This window comes from Pseudomonas sp. TE36184, assembly GCF_054060055.1.
The window spans coordinates 5,034,859-5,053,645 of record NZ_JBSSCU010000001.1; the positions used below are offsets into that span (position 1 = coordinate 5,034,859).

Consider the following 18,787-nt stretch of genomic DNA (forward strand, 5'->3'; position numbering starts at 1 on the left):
ATTCTACTGGAAATGGAAAGCCCTATGGATATCACTGAATTACTCACGCACAGCGTGCGCCGGGGCGCCTCCGACCTGCACCTGTCGGCCGGCCTCGCACCGATGCTGCGGATGGATGGTGAGGTCTGGTCCCTGGATGGGCCAGTGCTGTCACCCACGCATGTGGCGGATTTGCTCAGCCCTTTGCTCAACCAGTACCAACAAAAGGATTTCGAAACATCTCTTGAAACGGATTTCGCCTTCGAGCTGCCCGGTGTCGGGCGATTCCGGGTGAATGTGTTCCAGCAGGCGCGTGGCATGGGCGCGGTGTTTCGCAACATCCCCGCCCAGGTCCAGAGCCTGGAAAACCTCGGGTTGGGCGCGGTGTTCCAACGTATCGCCCAACTGCCGCGCGGCCTGGTGCTGGTGACCGGGCCCACGGGTTCGGGCAAGTCGACCACCCTGGCGGCGCTGATCGATCACCTCAACCAGCACCGGCGCCAGCACATCCTCACCTTGGAAGACCCCATCGAATTCATCCACCAGCCCTGCCGGGCCCTGATCAACCAGCGCCAGGTGCACCGCGACACCCACAGTTTTTCGGCGGCCTTGCGTTCGGCACTGCGGCAAGACCCGGATGTGATCCTGGTGGGTGAACTGCGTGACCTGGAAACCATCCGCCTGGCGCTGACGGCGGCTGAGACCGGGCATCTGGTCTTCGGCACCCTGCACACTGCGTCGGCGGCCAAGACCGTGGATCGCCTGGTGGACGTGTTTCCGGCGGGAGAAAAGCCGATGGTCCGCTCGATGCTCTCGGAGTCGCTGCAGGCGGTGGTGTCCCAGGTGTTGGTCAAGAAGATCGGCGGCGGGCGCGTGGCGGCCCATGAAATCATGCTGTGTACGCCTGCCATTCGCAATTTGATCCGCGAAGACAAGGTGGCGCAGATCGTATCGGCGATTCAGACCGGTGGCGCATCGGGGATGCAGACGTTGGATATGCGCTTGAAGGCCTTGGTCACGCAGGGCGTGATCAGCCGGGAGGCGGCGCGGGAGAAGGCGAGGGTGCCGACAGACATATGAGATCTTGTGGGCAATGAAATCAAATGAGGGAGGGGGCAAGCCCCTCCCACATGGGTACTGTATTCCAGCTTCAGATCAGCGTTGGACGATCCGCAGGTTGTTCTGTTCTTTCGGCAGAACCCGCTTGGCGATCACGTAGTTCTTGTCCCAGAACGGCTTCTTCAGGGTATCGATGCTGACCGACTTGCCGCGACGCGGTGCGTGGATAAAGCGGTCGTTGCCCAGGTAGATGGCAACGTGGTTAACCCGGCGGCTCTTCAGTTTGAAGAACAGCAGGTCGCCCGGCTTCAAGTCCTTGCGGTCAACCTTCTGCCCGTGGCCGGCGGCCATGGCGTTGGAGGTGCGTGGCAAATCCACCGCGGCAACGTCGTTGAATGCATATTTTACCAGGCCGCTGCAGTCGAACCCTTTACTTGGGCTGCTGCCGCCCCAACGATAAGGTGTACCGAGCACATTCACGGCGCGGCTGAGGACGGTGCTGCTTTGCTTGGTGTTACCCGCCATCAGGCCGGGTGTTGCCTTACCGTGGGCCTTGCTCAGTTGAGTCGGGCGGCTGACGGTGGGCTTTACGGATTTGGCCGTGCTGGGTGTGCTGTGGACTTTCGGGGTGAAGCCGTTGACGTTAGGAAGTCGTTGCTCACGATTGGTGGCGTGGGCGGCCAGTGGCATTAATAGGCAAATGGTTAGCCATGTCTTGAAAAATGGTCGCATTAGGCGTGGCTCTTATGGGTTTGCGCGCAACTTTATAACAGCTTTTTGTGTCGTTCTCAGGCCGTTTGTCGACTGAACCTTGGGGTCAAACTCAGGAAATACGCGACGAATCGCCGCAATTGTCCTACACAAGTCAGGTGGCATCAGGCTTTCAGGGGAGCGAAGATACCATCGGCCATACGTCGGGCGCATGTAAAAAAGTCACAAAGAAAGTGAAAAAATTTATCTATCGCAGCAAAAGAGGTACGCCATGAACACCTATCGACAGGATGTTTCGCAGCAAGACACCCACAGCAAGGTGATCGGTTACCTGCTCTGGATTTTTGGTTTTACCGGGGCGCATCGCTTCTATTACGGCAAACCCGTCACCGGGACGATCTGGTTTTTCACGTTGGGCTTGCTGGGGATCGGCTGGCTGATCGACTTGTTCCTGATTCCGGCGATGGACCGTGAAGCCGACCTGCGTTTTACCGCAGGCCCGATCGAATACAACGTGGCCTGGATTCTGTTGGCGTTTCTCGGGGTGTTCGGTGTACACCGGATGTACCAGGGCAAATGGATCACCGGCCTGCTGTACCTGCTGACCGGCGGCCTGTTCCTGGTGGGGGTGCTGTATGACTTCTGGACGTTGAATACGCAGATATCGATCCGTAACGCCGAGCTAAGAGGCGGGCGCTGAATCTCTCAGCCATACAGACAAGCAAATGTGGGAGGGGGCTTGCCCCCGATGGCGGTGGACCAGTCAGCTTATCTGTAGCTGACCCACTGCTATCGGGGGCAAGCCCCCTCCCACATTTTTTACCGAGCCCGCTTTAGGCCTGGTAGCTGATGCGTCCGTCCACCAGGGTGTAGCGCACGCTCGCCGGCAGGCTATGGCCGATGAACGGGCAGTTTTCGCCCTTGGACAGCCAGTGCTCGCCGGCAATCGTCGAGCTGGCCGGATCGAACAGCACCAGGTCCGCCGCCGCCCCCACCGCCAACTTGCCCGCTGGCAGGCGCAAGGCTTCGGCGGGGCCTGCACTCAGGCGCGCCAGCAGCGTCGGCAGGTCGAGCAAGCCATCCTCCACCAGCGTCATCGCCAACGGCAGCAACAGCTCGACGCTGCTGATACCCGGCTCGGTCGCGCCGAACGGTGCCAGCTTGGCATCGCGCTCGTGGGGCTGGTGATGGCTGGAAATCGCCGACACCACACCGGACTTCACCGCCGCACGCAAACCCTCGCGGTCGGCACGGGTGCGCAGCGGCGGTTGTACGTGATACAGGCTGGAGAAGTCGATCAGCGCCTCGTCCGTCAGGATCAACTGATACAGCGCCACGTCCGCCGTCACCGGCAAGCCGCGGGCCTGGGCCTGGGCGATCAGGGCCACGCCGCGGGCGCTGGTCAGTTGGCTGAAGTGCGCGCGCACGCCGCTTTGTTCCACCAGCAGCAGATCGCGGGCCAGGGCCACGGTTTCCGCGGTCTCCGGGATGCCCGGCAGGCCGAGGAAGCTGGCCACGGCGCCTTCATGGGCCAGGCCGCCTTCGGCCAGGTCGCGGTCCTGGGAGTGGAAGATCACCGTCAGGTCGAAGGTGGCCGCGTATTCCAGGGCACGGCACAGCGTGCGGGTGCTGCGGAAACTCTCCAGGCCGTTGCCGAAGGCCACGCAACCGGCATCGCGCAGCGCGATCAGTTCGGCCAGTTGCTCGCCTTCCAGGCCTTTGCTCAGGGCGCCGATGGGGAACACTTTGCAATTGCCGGCTTCGCGGGCGCGGTCGAGGATCAGCTCGGCCACGGCCGAGGTGTCCAGCACCGGTTTGGTGTGCGGCGGGCAGCACAGGCTGGTGACGCCACCGGCGGCGGCGGCGCGGGTTTCGCTGGTGATGTTGCCTTTGCGGCTGTAACCCGGCTCGCGCAGGGCGACGTTCAGGTCGACCAGGCCAGGCGCGGCCACCAGGCCCTTGGCGTCGAGGGTCTCACTGGCGCTGAAGCCAGCGGGCGCAGCGCCGATGGCGATGATCTTGCCGGCTTCCAGATGAAGATCGGTGACTTGATCCAGGCCACTGGCCGGATCAATGACGCGGGCGCCGAGAATGCTGAGCTTCACTGGGCCTTCTCCTGCTCGAATTGACGTTGCGCGGTTTGCCCGCTCATGGCCATGGACAGCACCGCCATGCGTATGGCGATGCCGTAGGTCACCTGGTTGAGAATCACCGACTGGTTGCCGTCGGCCACCGCCGATTCGATCTCCACCCCTCGGTTGATCGGCCCCGGGTGCATCACGATGGCATCCGGCTTGGCTCCGGCCAGGCGCGTGGTGGTCAGGCCGAACAGGCGGTAGAACTCGCCTTCGCTCGGCAACAGGCCACCGGACATGCGTTCGCGTTGCAGGCGCAGCATGATCACCACGTCCACATCCTTGAGGCCTTCGGTCATGTCGGTGTAGACCTTCACGCCGTACTGCTCGATGCCGATCGGCAGCAGGGTTTTCGGCGCGATCACGCGGATATCCGGGCAACCCAGGGTTTTCAGGGCCAGCATGTTCGAGCGCGCTACCCGCGAGTGCAGGATGTCGCCGACGATGGCCACCGAAAGGTTTTCAAAGCTGCCTTTGTGCCGACGGATGGTGAGCATGTCGAGCATGCCCTGGGTCGGGTGGGCGTGACGGCCGTCGCCGCCGTTGATGATCGCCACCTGCGGGCAGACGTGCTCGGCGATGAAGTGCGCGGCGCCGGAGTCGCCGTGGCGCACCACGAACATGTCGGCGGCCATCGCTTCGAGGTTGCGCAGGGTGTCGAGCAGGGTCTCGCCCTTGCTCGCCGACGAGGTCGACACGTTCAGTGTGATCACGTCGGCCGACAGGCGCTGGGCCGCCAGTTCGAAGGTGGTGCGGGTGCGCGTGGAGTTCTCGAAGAACACATTGCAGATGGTCTTGCCGCGCAGCAGCGGGACCTTCTTCACCGCGCGGCCACCGACTTCGAGGAACGAGTCGGCGGTGTCGAGGATTTCGGTGAGCAGTTCGCGGGGCAAACCGTCGAGGGACAAGAAGTGTTGCAGCTGGCCCTGAGCATTGAGCTGCAGCGGGCGCTTGGCATCTAGAGGCGTCATCGCGGGGACTCTTTACAAGGCGGGTTAAAGGGCAAGGTCTTGCAGTTCGAGTACGAGCGGCGTGGGACCGGACAATTTTACCCGCTGCTGGGCTGAAAGCGACAGGGTCGCGCCGACCACATCCGGGCTGATCGGCAGCTCGCCGGCGTCCAGGTCCAGCAGGCAGACCAGCGTCACGCTGGCGGGGCGGCCGTAGTCGAACAGCTCGTTCAGCGCGGCACGGACGGTGCGGCCGCTCATCAGCACGTCGTCGATCAGCACCAGGTGCTGGCCTTCGATCTCGAACGGCAGGGCCGACGGGCGCACTTGCGGGTGTAGGCCGTTCTGGCTGAAGTCGTCGCGGTAGAAGGACACATCCAGCGTACCCAGCGGCGAATCGTTGCCCAGCTCTTGCAGCAGCGCCTGGGCCACCCACACGCCACCCGTGCGAATGCCGATGAAGCGCGGCTCGCTGATGCCACGGTGTTTCAGGTGGGCCTTGAGGCGAATCGCCATCTGGCTGATCAGTTCGGCGGGGTTTGGCAGGCTCATGGTCGCTCCTTCAAGGCCTTGCGCGGCAGGGTTTGCCAGCAAGGACCGGGCTCAAACGTAAAAAGACGCGGCAAGCCGCGTCAGTCAGGATTCAAATAACGCGGTGTTTTCATCCAGCCAACCCTGCAACAGCAAGGCCGCGGCGATGGCGTCCACCGGGTTGTCGCGGTAGCTGCCTTTCTGCCCGCCACGGTCGCGGCGCTCACCCTTGGCTTCGAAGGTGGTCAGGCGCTCATCGTGGGTATAAAAAGGCAGGTTGTAGCGGCCGTTGAGGCGGCGCGCGAACTTTTCGGCGCGCAGGCACATGTCGCTGGGGGTGCCGTCCATGTTCAAGGGCAGGCCGACCACCACCGCGTCGGGCTTCCACTCCTTGATCAGGGCTTCGACCTGGTTCCAGTCCGGTATGCCGTTCTGGGCTTTCAAGGTACACAGCTCGCGGGCCTGGCCAGTGATGACCTGGCCGACAGCGACGCCGATCTGTTTGGTGCCGTAGTCAAAACCGAGGATCAGACGCAAGGCCATCAGGCGTGCCCCGCCTGGCTGGTCAGCAGGCTGAGGTTGACCCGCAGCTTGGCCGCTGCCGCGTCCAGGCGCAGCTCGGCGGCAGTGTTGAACAGAATGTCGGCATCGTAGGGGCAGGTCAGCCAGGCGTTACTGGCCAGCTCGGCCTCCAGTTGCCCGGCTTCCCAGCCAGCGTAGCCGAGGGTGATCACACTCTGTTCGGGGCCGACGCCGTCGGCGATGGCGAACAACACGTCCTGGGATGTGGACAGCGACACGCCGTCGAGGTCCACCGTGGCCTGGAACTTCGGCCCGGTCGGGTGCAGCACAAAGCCGCGATCGGTCTGCACCGGCCCGCCGATATAGATCGGCACGCCCTGGCAGCGGGCTGGCGGGTCGATCTCCGGGCGCAGTTGCTCGAGGATATCGGCCAGGTTCAGCTCTTGCGGGCGGTTCACCACCAACCCCATGGCACCATTGGCCGTGTGCTCGACAATGTAGGTCAAGGTCTGCGCAAAGTTCGGGTCGGCCATATGGGGCATGGCGATCAGGAATTGGTGCTTGAGGTAGGTCGGGCTGACATTTTTCATGTCCGCTAGTGTGGCGTTGGAGGGGCGAACTGACAAGCTGGGAGTGATCCGAATACAGCGCCGTCGCCTTTTCTGTAGGAGCGAGCTTGCTCGCGAAAAACGCCAACGATAACGAAGTGCTCCAGGTAGAACCGCGTCGCTCTCAAGTTTTTCGCGAGCAAGCTCGCTCCTACAGTGATTGGTGTTGATTGGGGTTATCAGTTGCTGGACAGGCGATCGCCCTTGGCAAACCGCCAGGTGCGGATGATTTCCAGGCGGTCCACGTCATTCAGGTCGCCGCTGAACGGCGCAAAGGGCGCAGCCAGGCGCACGATGCGCTGGGCGGCCTGGTCCAGCAGCGGCTGGCCGGACGATTCGAGTACCTGCACTTCATATAACGTGCCGTCGCGGTTGATCGACACCAGCAAGCGCAAATTGCCATAAATCTGCTGGCGGCGCGCTTCATCCGGGTAGTTGAGGTTGCCGATGCGTTCGACCTTCTTGCGCCACTCGTCCTTATACCAGGCGCCTTTGTCGCGCATGGTGGACGCCGCGTTCAGGCGGTAGATGCGCGGGCGCTTGGCGTAAAGCTGTTGCTCATTGGCCAGTTCGGCTTCGAGGCTGGAGATCTGGTCGGAGAGCTGCGAGCTGTCGAAGGTCGGCGCCGGCTTGACGGGCTCGGGTCGCGGTTCGGTCTTGGTTTTCTCGCGCTGGGTCGCGGCTTTTTGCGGTTTCGGCGCGACGGTGGTCACCACAGGCTTGGGCGCGGCCTGGGGGACTTCGGGCTTGGGCGTCGGTGGCGGGGAGACTTTATTTACCTTGTTGTCCTGGAACGGTGCCACTTCGGTGGTCTTGGGCACGGCTTTCTTGTCCAGCGTGCCGCTGCCCTGCTGATTGTCCTGGGCGAGAAAATCGGCCTTCTCGGGCTTCTTTTCGCTCTTGAACGTGGCGAGGGTGATTTCCAGGGTCTTGGTGATTTGCTTGGGTTCGACCATGGTGAAACCCACGCCGAGGATCAGCGCCAGGTGGATCAATGCCGCGAGAAACAGGGTAAATCCGAGCCGATCAGCCGGGCGCACGCCGCTGGGGGAGGGTTCGAAGGGCAGATCGGACGGGAGTGTCATGACAAGAAAACCAACATCGCGTGTTTCACAGGTGGCGCATGATAACGCAATGTTGGCGGGTGTCCGGCTGTTCTATGTCACTTGGCTTGTAGCTTGCGCTCAATCGCGGCCATCAGCATTTCGCCGATGTTCGTGCCAAATGCATTGTCGATCTCGCGAATACAGGTCGGGCTGGTGACGTTGATTTCGGTGAGGTGTTCACCAATTACGTCGAGGCCTACGAACAGCAAACCTTTTTCCCGCAGGGTCGGGCCGACCTGGGAAGCAATCCAGCGGTCCTTGTCCGACAAAGGCCGGGCTTCGCCACGACCGCCGGCCGCCAGGTTGCCGCGGGTCTCGCCGGCTGCCGGGATGCGCGCCAGGCAATAATCCACCGGTTCGCCGTCGATCATCAGGATGCGCTTGTCGCCGTCCTTGATCGCCGGCAGATAAGCCTGCCCCATGATCTGCTGGGTGCCCAGGGCGGTCAGGGTTTCGAGGATCACCGACAGGTTCGGGTCGCCGGCGCGGTGGCGGAAGATCGAGGTGCCGCCCATGCCGTCCAGCGGTTTGAGGATCACATCGCCGTGCTTGGCGGCGAATTCGCGCAGCACATCGGCGCGGCGGCTGACCACGGTCGGCGGCGTGCAGTGCGGGAACAGCGTGGCGAACAGCTTCTCATTGCAGTCGCGCAGGCTCTGCGGCTTGTTGACGATCAGCACGCCGGCGCGCTCGGCTTGCTCCAGCAGGTAGGTGGAGTAGACGAATTCCATGTCGAACGGCGGGTCCTTGCGCATCAGGATCACGTCCAGGTCGCTCAGGGGGCTGTCGATTTCGTCTTGCAGCTCGAACCACTTTTCAGGGTTGGCGAACACCTCGAGCGGACGCATCCGCGCACGCGCCTCGCCGTCGCCCTGGTAAAGGTCGCGCTGTTCCATATAGAACAGGCTCCAGCCGCGGGCCTGGGCGGCCAGGAGCATGGCCAGCGAGCTGTCCTTTTTATAGGAAATGCTGGCGATAGGGTCCATGACAATGCCGACGCGAACGCTCATGGGGGATTTCCTCTAGCAAATTAGGGCGCATAAAAGTGGCGTCAGAGTGGCGCTGCGACTGTTGTGGGTCAAGGAAAAACCACCTGGCGGGTCGCTCGATAGATTGCTCCACGAGACTGTGCTAAAAAGACTGCCACGGCGCAGCAGCCCCTGAATTCCAAGGCTTGTGACGCTCATCCTGGGCAGTATCAGGCCGTACACACCGAAAACCGATTCGCTGTGGCGATGGTAGAGCAGATATGGAACAGCATTCCAACGCCTTGAGAGTGATGGTGATCGACGATTCGAAAACGATCCGCCGCACCGCCGAAACCCTGTTGAAGAACGTGGGCTGCGATGTCATCACGGCCATCGATGGTTTCGATGCCCTGGCCCGGATTGTGGATCATCACCCGCACATTATCTTTGTCGACATCATGATGCCGCGCCTGGATGGCTATCAGACGTGCGCCCTGGTGAAGAACAACCCGGCGTTCAAGTCGATCCCGGTGATCATGCTGTCTTCCAAGGACGGCCTGTTCGACAAGGCCAAGGGGCGTATCGTCGGTGTCGATCAGTTTTTGACCAAGCCTTTCAGCAAGGAAGAACTGCTGGGCGCGATCAAGGCCTACGTGCCGGGTTTCGCCGCAGTAGAACAAGCACACTGACGCAACCTCACAAGGGCGTGCGTCTTCCAATGTAGTGGGGAAAACCATGGCACGTGTTCTGATCGTCGACGATTCGCCGACCGAAATGTACAAACTGACCGGCATGCTGGAAAAGCACGGTCATCAGGTCTTGAAAGCGGAAAACGGTGCCGACGGCGTGGCCCTGGCCCGCCAGGAAAAGCCCGACGCGGTCTTGATGGACATCGTGATGCCGGGCCTCAATGGCTTCCAGGCCACCCGCCAGCTGTCCAAGGAGCGGGAAACCAATGGCATCCCGATCATCATCATCACCACCAAGGACCAGGAAACCGACAAAATCTGGGGCGCGCGCCAGGGCGCCAAGGATTACCTGACCAAGCCGGTGGACGAAGCCACGCTGATCGCCACCCTGAACAAGGTCTTGGCCCGCTGACGGCACGCCATCATGACCGAGTCGCTAACCGCCTTCGAGCTGCTGCTGGACATCGACCGCCGCTGTCGCCTGCTGGCCGCTGACCTGCCGTCCCAGGAAACCCGCCTGCAAGGCTGGAGCGGGATCGGCTTTCGCGTGGGCGAACAGTGGTTTGTCGCGCCCATGCGCGAAGTCGCCGAAGTGCTGCATGAGCCGCGCTGCACTTTAATGCCCGGGGTCAAGACCTGGATCAGAGGAGTCGCTAACCTGCGTGGGCGCCTGCTGCCGGTGATGGATCTCGGCGGGTTCCTCGGCCATGCGCTGTCCAAGGCAGACAAGCAGCGGCGGGTATTGGTCGTGGAATACCAGGACATATTTATCGGGCTGCTGGTGGACGAGGTGGTGGGTATGCAGCATTTCGCACAAGACGCCTTGTTGCCCAGCGCCACCCCCGGCGTGCCCTTTATCAGTGGCCGGTTCGACGCTGATCAGCAGTGGCAGGTCTTCAGCCCCTTCGCTCTGGCCCAGGCCCCTGGCTTCATGGATGTTGCCGCATGACCACCGCTACCACGCCCAAACCCCAGGCAGGCTCACGCAGCCGCTCGCAGATCATCGTGCTGTTTATTGCGCTGATCGTGTTCATCATGTTGCTGTTCGCCAACTTCGCGTACCTCAACACCCAGTCCACCTACGACAAGCAGTACATCGGCCACGCCGGCGAGTTGCGGGTGCTGTCCCAGCGTATCGCCAAGAACGCCACCGAAGCCGCCGCCGGCAAGGCCGCGGCGTTCAAGTTGCTGGCGGAAGCGCGCAATGACTTTGCCCGGCGCTGGGGTTACCTGAAAAAGGGCGACCCGGACACCGGCCTGCCCGCCGCGCCCAGTGCGGTACGTGCAGAGATGCGGGCGGTGCAGACTGATTGGGAAGCGCTGCTGAAAAACACCGACGCGATCCTCGCCAGCGAACAGACCGTGCTGTCGTTGCATCAAGTTGCCGCGACCCTGGCCGAAACCGTGCCGCAACTGCAGATGGAATCGGAAAAGGTCGTGGATATCCTGCTGCAACGCGGCGCCCCGGCCAGCCAGGTGGCCTTGGCCCAGCGCCAGTCGCTGCTGGCCGAGCGGATCCTGGGGGCGGTCAACACCGTGCTGGCCGGTGACGAAACCGCCGCGCAGGCCGCCGATGCCTTTGGCCGCGATGCCAACCGCTTCGGCCAGGTGCTCACCGGCATGCTCCAGGGCAACCCTGGGCTGCGCATCACCCAGGTCGAGGACCACGACGCACGGGCGCGCCTGGCGGAAATCGCCGAGCTGTTCGAGTTTGTCTCCGGCTCCGTGGACGAGATCCTCGAAACCTCGCCGCAACTGTTCCAGGTCCGGGCCTCGGCGAGCAATATTTTCAACCTCTCGCAAACCCTGCTCGATGAAGCCTCGCACCTGGCCACCGGCTTTGAAAACCTCGCCGGCGGGCGCAGCTTCGACACGATCGGCGGCTATGTGCTGGGCTTGCTGGCGCTGGCCTCGATCATCCTGATCGGCCTGGTGATGGTCCGCGCCACCAACCAGCAACTGCGGGAAACCGCCGAGAAGAACGAGCGCAACCAGAACGCGATCATGCGCCTGCTGGATGAAATCGAAGACCTGGCCGACGGCGACCTCACCGTGACGGCCTCGGTGACTGAAGACTTCACCGGCACCATCGCCGACTCCATCAACTATTCCGTGGACCAACTGCGCGACCTTGTCGCTACCATCAACCTCACCGCCGGCCAGGTCGCCGGCGCGGTGCAGGACACCCAGGCCACCGCGATGCACCTGGCGCAGGCCTCGGAGCATCAGGCCCAGCAGATCGCCGAGGCCTCCACCGCGATCAAGCAGATGGCCCAGTCGATCGATCAGGTGTCGGCGAACGCGGCTGAATCCTCGGCGGTGGCCGAGCGCTCGGTGGAAATCGCCAACAAGGGCAATGAAGTGGTACACAACACCATCCACGGCATGGACAACATTCGCGAGCAGATCCAGGACACCGCCAAGCGCATCAAGCGCCTGGGCGAGTCGTCCCAGGAGATCGGCGACATTGTCAGCCTGATCGATGACATCGCCGACCAGACCAACATCCTTGCGCTCAACGCCGCGATCCAGGCAAGCATGGCCGGGGATGCCGGGCGCGGCTTCGCGGTGGTTGCCGATGAAGTGCAACGCCTGGCCGAACGCTCCTCGGCGGCCACGCGGCAGATCGAAACCCTGGTGCGGGCGATCCAGGCCGACACCAACGAAGCCGTCATCTCGATGGAACAGACCACCACTGAAGTGGTGCGTGGCGCACGGCTGGCCCAGGACGCCGGGGTGGCGCTGGAAGAGATCGAAGGCGTGTCGAAAACCCTGGCGGCGCTGATCCAGAGTATTTCCAACGCGGCGCAGCAACAGACGTCGTCGGCGGGGCAGATCTCGCTGACCATGAACGTCATCCAGCAGATCACCAGCCAGACCTCATCGGGCTCGACCGCCACCGCCGAGAGCATCGGCAACCTGGCGAAAATGGCCAGCCAGCTGCGCCGCTCAGTATCGGGCTTCACCCTCCCGGCTGCTAAGCAGGCTGATGATTGAAATGCAATCCAAATGTGGGAGGGAGCTTGCTCCCGATGGCAGTGGGTCAGTCAATGAATCAGGTGACTGATACACCGTCATCGGGAGCAAGCCCCCTCCACATGTGATCTCGCTCTTTGTTTCAAGAACACCAGCAACTCATGAATTCTAAGCGGAGCAGTTATGGTTGATCGGCACGACTACGTGGCCCTCGAATGGGTCAAGGGCGACATTGCCGAAACCCTGAAACAGGCCCGTTCGGCGCTGGACGCGTTTGTCGAAACCACCGACAACGACACCCTCGGCGACTGCCTGGCGTGCATCCATCAAGTGCATGGCGCCTTGCAAATGGTCGAGTTCTACGGCGCGGCGCTGCTCGCCGAAGAAATCGAAGCCCTGGCTCTGGCCCTGCAGGCCGGGCGCGTCAGCCAGCGCGATGAAAGCATCCGCCTGCTACAACAAGCCCTCGGCCAATTGCCGCTGTACCTGGACCGCATTCACAGCGCGCGCCGCGACTTGCCGCTGGTGGTGTTGCCGCTGCTCAACGACCTGCGCAGTGCGCGCGGCGAAAGCCTGTTGTCCGAAACCAGCCTGTTCAGCCCGCAACTGCTGTCGATTGCGCCGTTGTCCGAAGAAACGCTGGCGCAACGCGCGCCGCCGGACCTGAACGAGCAGGTGCGCCAGTGGCACTTGCTGCTGCAACAAGCCCTGGCCGGGTTGCTGCGCGAAGATCACGGCCCGAGCAACCTGGAAGACATGGCGCGAGTCTTCGCGCGCCTCGAAGCGCTGTGCCAGGGCGCGCCGCTGTTGCCGCTGTGGCAAGTCACCTCGGCGCTGGTCGAGGGCATGTTGACCGGCGTGATCGCCAACAGCCCGGCGCTGCGCAGCCTGCTCAAGGCCAGCGACAAGCAACTCAAGCGCCTGCTCGTCCAGGGCATTGGCGGCATCAACCAGCCGGCGCCGGATGAACTGCTCAAGAGCCTGCTGTTCTACGTCGCCAAAGTCACCCGGCCAACGCCGCGCATGCAAAGCCTGAAAGAACGCTACGGCCTCGATGAAGCCTTGCCCGACAGCGCCGTGGTCGATGCCGAACGGGCGCGCCTGGCCGGGCCGGACCGCAATGCGATGGGCTCGGTGCTCGGCGCGTTGTGCGAGGAGCTGGTGCGGGTCAAGGAACGCCTCGACCTGTTCGTGCGCAGCGACCGTCAACACACCAGCGACCTCGATGCGCTGTTGGCGCCGCTGCGGCAAATCGCCGACACCCTCGCGGTGCTGGGCTTTGGCCAGCCGCGCAAAGTCATCATCGACCAGCTTGCGGTGGTGTTGAGCCTGGCCCAGGGCCAGCGCGAACCCAACGATGCGGTGCTGATGGATGTCGCCGGCGCCTTGCTCTACGTCGAAGCCACGCTGGCCGGGATGGCGGGCACGGTCGAGCCGGAAAACCGCGAAGAGAGCCGTTTGCCCACCACCGACCTGACGCAGATTCATCAGTTGGTGATCCGCGAGTCCTGCCAGTGCCTCAAGCAAGCCAAAGAGCTGGTGATCGACTGCATCGACGCCCAGTGGGAGCGCCAGCGCCTGGAGTCCCTGCCGGAGCTGTTGAGCCAGGTGCGCGGCGCCCTGGCGATGATTCCACTGCCACGCGCAGCGAGCCTGATGCGCGGTTGCACCGATTACGTCGATGAACAACTGATGATCAACGACGCAGTGCCGTCCGCAGAGCAGCTGGAGCATTTCGCCGACGTGATCAGCGGCCTGGAGTACTACCTGGAACGCATGCTCCAAGACCCCGACGCCGCTGGCGAACGGGTGCTGGAGCTGGCCACCCGGGGCCTGGCCGCGCTGGGTTACCTGCCTGCCGAAAAGCCCTGGCGCCAGGCGCTGGTGGCGCCGGATGGTGCGCTGTCGAGCGAAAGCACGCCGAGCCAGTCCCAGTTCGACGCGCTGGCCAATCCCGCTTCGCGCTTGAACCCGCCCGCCCTGCAACGCCCCGGCAGCCTGCTGCCGCCGCCGGCCGGTGAAGAGCCGATCGACGACGAACTGCGTGAAGTGTTCCTCGAAGAGACCGCCGAAGTCCTCGAGGTGCTGCACCACCATCTACCGAGCGGCGTCGATAAAACCGCCCTCGGCGAAATGCGCCGAGCCTTCCACACCCTCAAAGGCAGCGGCCGCATGGTGCGGGCCCTGGTGCTGGCGGAACTGGCCTGGGCCGTCGAGAACCTGCTCAACCGCGTGCTGGAGCGCAGCGTGGCCGCCGGCCCCGAGGTGCAACAGGTGCTGGATGAAGCAGTGGCCCTGCTGCCGGAACTGATCGCCGACTTCGCCGCCGGTGCCCAGCGCCAGCGGGACGCGGTCGACGCCCTGGCCGCGCGCGCCCACGCGTTGGCCAGCGGCGCTGCCGTGGCGGCTGCCGAACCCCATGACCCGATGCTGCTGGAGATCTTCCGCAACGAAGTCCAGAGCCACCTCGACAGCCTCAACCATTTCCTGCGCCAGGCCGCCGAGCATGTGCCGCTGCAAGTCAGCGATGAGCTGCAACGCGCCTTGCACACCCTCAAAGGCAGCGCTTACATGGCCGGCGTGCTGCCGATCGCCGAACTGGCGCGCCCGCTCGATCACCTGACCCGCGAGTACAAGGCCCACCGCCTGCCGTTGGACCTGGATGAAGTGGAACTGCTGCTGGAGGCCGAGGGCCTGTTCCAACGGGGCTTGCGCCAGTTGAACGGCGACCCGCTGATGCCGATCCAAGGGGCCGCCGACCTGATCGGTCGCACCCAAAGCCTGCTCGATCAGCAGCTTCAAGCCCAGCTCGAAGCGCCGAGCACCGGGCTGCGGATCAAGCGTGATCCGCAGTTGATCAACAACTTCCTGGCCCAGGGCATGGACATCCTGCTCGACGCCGAAAGCCTGCTGCGCCGCTGGCAACAACACCCCGGCGAACGCCAGGAACTGACTGCGCTGCTGGATGAATTGACTACCCTGGGGCAGGGCGCACACCTCGCCGACCTGCACGCCATCGACGAACTGTGCGAAGCCCTGCTCGACCTTTACGGCGCCGTGGAAGAAAGCAGCCTGGCGGTCAGCGAGCGGTTTTTCCAGGAGGCCGAACAGGCCCACGAAGCGCTGATCAACATGCTCGACGAACTGGCCGCCGGCCAGGAAATCAGCCCGGCCCCGACGCGCATGCAAGCCTTGCGCGAGCTGCTGGATGGCGCCCTCGACCCGTCCGCCACCGGCCTGATCAAAAGCGACGGCAGCCGTGTGCTGAGCATCTCCGAACTGGGCGCCGCGACGGCCCGCCTGGATCGGCACGCGGTGGTAGATGATGAGATCGTCGAGATCTTCCTCGAAGAAGCCGTGGATATCCTCGACAGCGCCGGGCAATCCCTCAAACGCTGGTTGCTGGAACCCGAGGGCGTAGCGCCGTTGACCTCGTTGCAGCGCGATATGCACACCCTCAAGGGCGGCGCGCGCATGGCCGAAATCGGGCCGGTCGGCGACCTTGCCTACGAGCTGGAAGGGCTTTACGAAGGCCTGGCGGACCGCCGCTACAGCTATTCCGGCGAGCTGTCCCAGGTACTGATGTCCAGTCATGAGCACTTGGCGTTGCAGTTGGACCAGTTGCAAGAGCATCAGGCGCTGAGCGATTCCAGTGAGTTGATCGCCAAAGTCCGGGCGTTGCGCCACAGCGGCCCGCCCGCAGCGCCGGCCGCGGCCGCGCATACCTTGGGCATCGACCCTGAATTGCTGGATATCTTCCTCGAAGAAGCCGCCGACATTCTCGACAGCTCGGGCGCGGCGTTGCTGCGCTGGCAGGCTGAGCCCCATAACCGCCAGGAAGTCGAAACCCTGCTGCGCGACCTGCACACCCTCAAGGGCGGTGCGCGCATGGTCGAGATCGGCCCGATCGGCGACTTGGCCCATGAGCTGGAGTTTCTCTACGAAGGCTTGTCCTCCGGTTTGCTCGTGGCGTCCTCTGAGTTGTTCGCCTTGCTGCAAGGTTGTCACGACCGCCTGGCGCAGATGATCGATGCGGTGGCGGCGGGCTTGCCGGTGGGCTCGGTGGACAAACTCATCGAGCGCATCAAGAGCCTGGTCCACCCCAGCGATGAGCCGGTGGCGGCGGTGGCGTTGGTGACGGGCAAGGCCGAAGCGGCTGTCGAACCGACGGCCGACATGGTGAAAATCTCCGCCGACCTGCTGGACGACCTGGTCAACCTGGCCGGTGAAACCTCGATCTTCCGTGGCCGAATCGAACAGCAGGTCAACGACGCGCAGGTTGCCCTCAACGAAGTGGAAACCACCCTCGAGCGCATGCGCGACCAACTGCGTCGGCTCGACAGCGAAACCCAGGGCCGCCTCTTCAGCCGTCAGCAGGCCGAAGCCGAGCGCTTGGACTATGACGAATTCGACCCGCTGGAAATGGACCGTCATTCACAGTTGCAGCAACTGTCCCGGGCGTTGTTCGAGTCTGCCTCCGACTTGCTCGACCTCAAGGAAACCCTCGAACGCCGCAACCAGGATGCCCACGACCTGTTGCAGCAACAGGCGCGCATCAACACCGAATTGCAAGAAGGCCTGATGCGAACGCGCATGGTGCCCTTTGAACGCATGCTGCCGCGCCTCAAGCGCATCGTGCGCCAGGTCGCGCAGGAGTTGGGCAAGGACGTGGAATTCGTGGTCGGCAATGCCGAGGGCGAGATGGACCGCAACGTGCTGGAACGCATGGTCGCGCCGCTGGAACATATGCTGCGCAACGCCGTCGATCACGGCCTGGAGTCCCGCGAGGCGCGGCTGCTGGCCGGCAAGCCCGAGAAGGGCCGCGTCACCCTGGACCTGACCCACGAAGGCGGCGATATCGTCTTCGACCTGCGCGACGACGGTGCCGGCGTGTCTCTCGATGCGGTACGGCGCAAGGCGATCAAGCGCGGCCTGCTCGCCGCTGATCAAGAGATCAGCGACCATGACGTGTTGCAGTTCATCCTGCAGCCGGGGTTCTCCACCGCGGAAAAGATCACCCAGATTTCCGGGCGTGGCGTGGGCATGGACGTGGTGCATGAAGAAGTGCGCCAGCTTGGCGGCTCGATGTTTATCGATTCGATACCGGGGGCGGGCGTGCATTTTCGTATTCGCCTGCCGTTCACCGTGTCGGTCAACCGTGCGCTGATGGTGCAGTGTGCGGACGATCAATACGCGATGCCGCTCAACACCATCGAAGGCCTGGTGCGCGTGTTGCCCCATGAGCTGGAAGGGCACTATCAACTGGACCCGCCGCGTTATGAATACGCCGGCCAGCGCTATGAGCTGTTTTACCTCGGTGACCTGTTGCACACGGTCGCCCGCCCGAAACTGCTGGGCCAGTACCAACCGTTGCCGGTGCTGTTGGTGCAGTACAACGAACGGCACGTGGCGGTGCAGGTGGACAGCATGGCGGGGAGCCGGGAAATCGTGGTCAAGGGCCTGGGGCCGCAGTTTGCCGGGGTGAAGGGGCTCTCCGGGGCGACCATTCTCGGCGATGGCCGCGTGGTCTTGATCATCGACCTGCTCGCCCACATCCGCGCCCGGCAACCGGCCTTGCCGGCGCAGGTGGTGGATGTCCCGCTGCTGCTCAACGCGCCGCTGAAAAAGCGCCCGCTGCTGGTGCTGGTGGTGGACGACTCGGTCACCGTGCGCAAAGTCACCAGCCGCCTGCTCGAGCGCAACGGCATGAACGTCCTCACCGCCAAGGACGGCATCGACGCCATGGCCGTGCTGGAAGAACACACCCCGGACCTGATGCTGCTGGACATCGAGATGCCGCGCATGGACGGTTTCGAAGTGGCCATCCAGGTGCGCAACGACCCACGGCTGATGCGCTTGCCGATCATCATGATCACCTCCCGCACCGGCCAGAAACACCGCGACCGCGCCATGGCCATCGGCGTCAACGACTACCTCGGCAAGCCGTATCAGGAGTCGGTGCTGCTGGAAAGCATCGCCTATTGGAGCAAGTCCCATGCTTGACCACCGCACCAGCCAACTCACCGGCCTGCTCCTGCCCCTGGCCGACCGCCACCTGGTGCTGCCCAACGTCGCCATCGCTGAACTGATCGACTTCCAGCGCGGCGAACCGGCCAGCGACGCACCCCCCTGGTACCTGCGGCAAGTGACCTGGCGCGACCGGCAATTGCCGCTGATCAGCTTCGAAGCGGCCTGCGGTGAAGCCAGCGTGACCGGCGAGCGCTCGCGCATCGTCGTGCTGAACGCCCTGGGCGGGCGGCCGTCATTGAAGTTCATTGCGATGGTGATCCAGGGGATTCCCCGCTCCTACAAACTCGATAGCCAGTTGAGCTACGTGGATGTGCCGCTGTGCCCGCTGGAACTGGCGGCGGTGCAGGTGGGGGAGCATGTGGCAAAAGTGCCGGATTTGATGGGGTTAGAAGCCCTGCTGGTTGAATCCGGCCTGGCCTGAACATAAGCCTTGCGATGATCCCGATGTGGGAGGGGCTTGCTCCCACACAGGTTGGCGTTGAGCGCACTGATGTCAGAATTAAATGTTGTTTATGTAGGCAAG

16 protein-coding genes are annotated in these 18,787 nt (G+C 63.4%); 8 read left to right on the forward strand and 8 right to left on the reverse strand.

What is annotated here, in order from left to right:
• Nucleotides 1-24 precede the first annotated feature (24 nt).
• Entirely contained in the window at nt 25-1,059 is a 1,035-nt protein-coding gene (locus ACVWZP_RS22630) for a type IV pilus twitching motility protein PilT (protein ID WP_046381759.1), read from the forward strand.
• 75 nt (nt 1,060-1,134) lie between these two features.
• Here the strand turns inward: ACVWZP_RS22630 and ACVWZP_RS22635 are convergent, their stop codons facing one another.
• Complete coding sequence (locus tag ACVWZP_RS22635; protein WP_046381760.1) at nt 1,135-1,770, reverse strand: C40 family peptidase; 636 nt, start codon at nt 1,768-1,770, stop codon at nt 1,135-1,137.
• A gap of 250 nt (nt 1,771-2,020) precedes the next feature.
• On the opposite strand from ACVWZP_RS22635, the gene ACVWZP_RS22640 reads away from it, so the two are divergent.
• On the forward strand, nt 2,021-2,449 hold the full coding sequence (locus tag ACVWZP_RS22640) for a TM2 domain-containing protein (protein WP_017845004.1): 429 nt from the start codon (nt 2,021-2,023) through the stop codon (nt 2,447-2,449).
• Nucleotides 2,450-2,582: 133 nt separating this feature from the next.
• Here the strand turns inward: ACVWZP_RS22640 and ACVWZP_RS22645 are convergent, their stop codons facing one another.
• The 7 genes from ACVWZP_RS22645 to gshB all read right to left on the reverse strand — a co-directional run bounded on the left by ACVWZP_RS22645 (nt 2,583) and on the right by gshB (nt 8,611).
• Nucleotides 2,583-3,854, reverse strand: coding sequence for a dihydroorotase (locus ACVWZP_RS22645; protein ID WP_057003953.1), 1,272 nt, complete (start codon nt 3,852-3,854; stop codon nt 2,583-2,585).
• The gene (locus ACVWZP_RS22650) at nt 3,851-4,855 is read right to left on the reverse strand and encodes an aspartate carbamoyltransferase catalytic subunit (RefSeq protein WP_017845002.1); all 1,005 of its coding nucleotides are present in this window, start codon (nt 4,853-4,855) and stop codon (nt 3,851-3,853) included. Before ACVWZP_RS22650 ends, ACVWZP_RS22645 begins: the two co-directional genes overlap by 4 nt.
• Nucleotides 4,856-4,879: 24 nt before the next feature.
• Complete coding sequence (gene pyrR / locus ACVWZP_RS22655; protein ID WP_017845001.1) at nt 4,880-5,386, reverse strand: bifunctional pyr operon transcriptional regulator/uracil phosphoribosyltransferase PyrR; 507 nt, start codon at nt 5,384-5,386, stop codon at nt 4,880-4,882.
• 84 nt (nt 5,387-5,470) lie between these two features.
• The gene (ruvX, locus tag ACVWZP_RS22660) at nt 5,471-5,908 is read right to left on the reverse strand and encodes a Holliday junction resolvase RuvX (protein WP_005792259.1); all 438 of its coding nucleotides are present in this window, start codon (nt 5,906-5,908) and stop codon (nt 5,471-5,473) included.
• Nucleotides 5,908-6,477 (reverse strand): YqgE/AlgH family protein, encoded by a 570-nt coding sequence (locus ACVWZP_RS22665; RefSeq protein ID WP_017845000.1) that lies wholly within the window; start codon nt 6,475-6,477, stop codon nt 5,908-5,910. Before ACVWZP_RS22665 ends, ruvX begins: the two co-directional genes overlap by 1 nt.
• A gap of 197 nt (nt 6,478-6,674) precedes the next feature.
• A complete protein-coding gene (locus ACVWZP_RS22670) occupies nt 6,675-7,580 on the reverse strand; it encodes an energy transducer TonB (protein WP_017844999.1) in 906 nt (301 codons plus the stop codon).
• Between the two features lie 77 nt (nt 7,581-7,657).
• Entirely contained in the window at nt 7,658-8,611 is a 954-nt protein-coding gene (gshB, locus tag ACVWZP_RS22675; RefSeq protein ID WP_017844998.1) for a glutathione synthase, read from the reverse strand.
• A gap of 239 nt (nt 8,612-8,850) precedes the next feature.
• On the opposite strand from gshB, the gene pilG reads away from it, so the two are divergent.
• From pilG to ACVWZP_RS22705, 6 genes are all read left to right on the forward strand, one after another.
• A complete protein-coding gene (gene pilG / locus ACVWZP_RS22680) occupies nt 8,851-9,258 on the forward strand; it encodes a twitching motility response regulator PilG (protein WP_010564379.1) in 408 nt (135 codons plus the stop codon).
• Nucleotides 9,259-9,304: 46 nt separating this feature from the next.
• Entirely contained in the window at nt 9,305-9,670 is a 366-nt protein-coding gene (gene pilH / locus ACVWZP_RS22685) for a twitching motility response regulator PilH (RefSeq protein WP_017844997.1), read from the forward strand.
• A 12-nt stretch (nt 9,671-9,682) separates the two neighbouring features.
• Nucleotides 9,683-10,207, forward strand: coding sequence for a chemotaxis protein CheW (locus ACVWZP_RS22690; protein ID WP_046381763.1), 525 nt, complete (start codon nt 9,683-9,685; stop codon nt 10,205-10,207).
• Nucleotides 10,204-12,255 (forward strand): methyl-accepting chemotaxis protein, encoded by a 2,052-nt coding sequence (locus ACVWZP_RS22695; protein WP_046381764.1) that lies wholly within the window; start codon nt 10,204-10,206, stop codon nt 12,253-12,255. Before ACVWZP_RS22690 ends, ACVWZP_RS22695 begins: the two co-directional genes overlap by 4 nt.
• Before the next feature lie 162 nt (nt 12,256-12,417).
• Nucleotides 12,418-18,237: an Hpt domain-containing protein gene (locus ACVWZP_RS22700; RefSeq protein WP_457370170.1), complete on the forward strand. Its 5,820-nt coding sequence runs from the start codon at nt 12,418-12,420 to the stop codon at nt 18,235-18,237.
• The gene (locus tag ACVWZP_RS22705) at nt 18,230-18,685 is read left to right on the forward strand and encodes a chemotaxis protein CheW (RefSeq protein WP_017844993.1); all 456 of its coding nucleotides are present in this window, start codon (nt 18,230-18,232) and stop codon (nt 18,683-18,685) included. Before ACVWZP_RS22700 ends, ACVWZP_RS22705 begins: the two co-directional genes overlap by 8 nt.
• Nucleotides 18,686-18,787 lie beyond the last annotated feature (102 nt).

What these genes read in the sequence shown, in the direction of transcription:
- ACVWZP_RS22705 (WP_017844993.1), top strand. Translation starts at nt 18,230, where the DNA reads ATGCTTGACCACCGCACCAGCCAACTCACCGGCCTGCTCCTGCCCCTG.
- ACVWZP_RS22665 (WP_017845000.1), bottom strand. Translation starts at nt 6,477, where the DNA reads ATGAAAAATGTCAGCCCGACCTACCTCAAGCACCAATTCCTGATCGCC.
- ACVWZP_RS22690 (WP_046381763.1), top strand. Translation starts at nt 9,683, where the DNA reads ATGACCGAGTCGCTAACCGCCTTCGAGCTGCTGCTGGACATCGACCGC.
- ACVWZP_RS22630 (WP_046381759.1), top strand. Translation starts at nt 25, where the DNA reads ATGGATATCACTGAATTACTCACGCACAGCGTGCGCCGGGGCGCCTCC.
- ACVWZP_RS22700 (WP_457370170.1), top strand. Translation starts at nt 12,418, where the DNA reads ATGGTTGATCGGCACGACTACGTGGCCCTCGAATGGGTCAAGGGCGAC.
- ACVWZP_RS22635 (WP_046381760.1), bottom strand. Translation starts at nt 1,770, where the DNA reads ATGCGACCATTTTTCAAGACATGGCTAACCATTTGCCTATTAATGCCA.
- ACVWZP_RS22650 (WP_017845002.1), bottom strand. Translation starts at nt 4,855, where the DNA reads ATGACGCCTCTAGATGCCAAGCGCCCGCTGCAGCTCAATGCTCAGGGC.
- pilH (WP_017844997.1), top strand. Translation starts at nt 9,305, where the DNA reads ATGGCACGTGTTCTGATCGTCGACGATTCGCCGACCGAAATGTACAAA.
- ACVWZP_RS22670 (WP_017844999.1), bottom strand. Translation starts at nt 7,580, where the DNA reads ATGACACTCCCGTCCGATCTGCCCTTCGAACCCTCCCCCAGCGGCGTG.
- gshB (WP_017844998.1), bottom strand. Translation starts at nt 8,611, where the DNA reads ATGAGCGTTCGCGTCGGCATTGTCATGGACCCTATCGCCAGCATTTCC.
- pyrR (WP_017845001.1), bottom strand. Translation starts at nt 5,386, where the DNA reads ATGAGCCTGCCAAACCCCGCCGAACTGATCAGCCAGATGGCGATTCGC.
- ACVWZP_RS22695 (WP_046381764.1), top strand. Translation starts at nt 10,204, where the DNA reads ATGACCACCGCTACCACGCCCAAACCCCAGGCAGGCTCACGCAGCCGC.
- pilG (WP_010564379.1), top strand. Translation starts at nt 8,851, where the DNA reads ATGGAACAGCATTCCAACGCCTTGAGAGTGATGGTGATCGACGATTCG.
- ruvX (WP_005792259.1), bottom strand. Translation starts at nt 5,908, where the DNA reads ATGGCCTTGCGTCTGATCCTCGGTTTTGACTACGGCACCAAACAGATC.
- ACVWZP_RS22640 (WP_017845004.1), top strand. Translation starts at nt 2,021, where the DNA reads ATGAACACCTATCGACAGGATGTTTCGCAGCAAGACACCCACAGCAAG.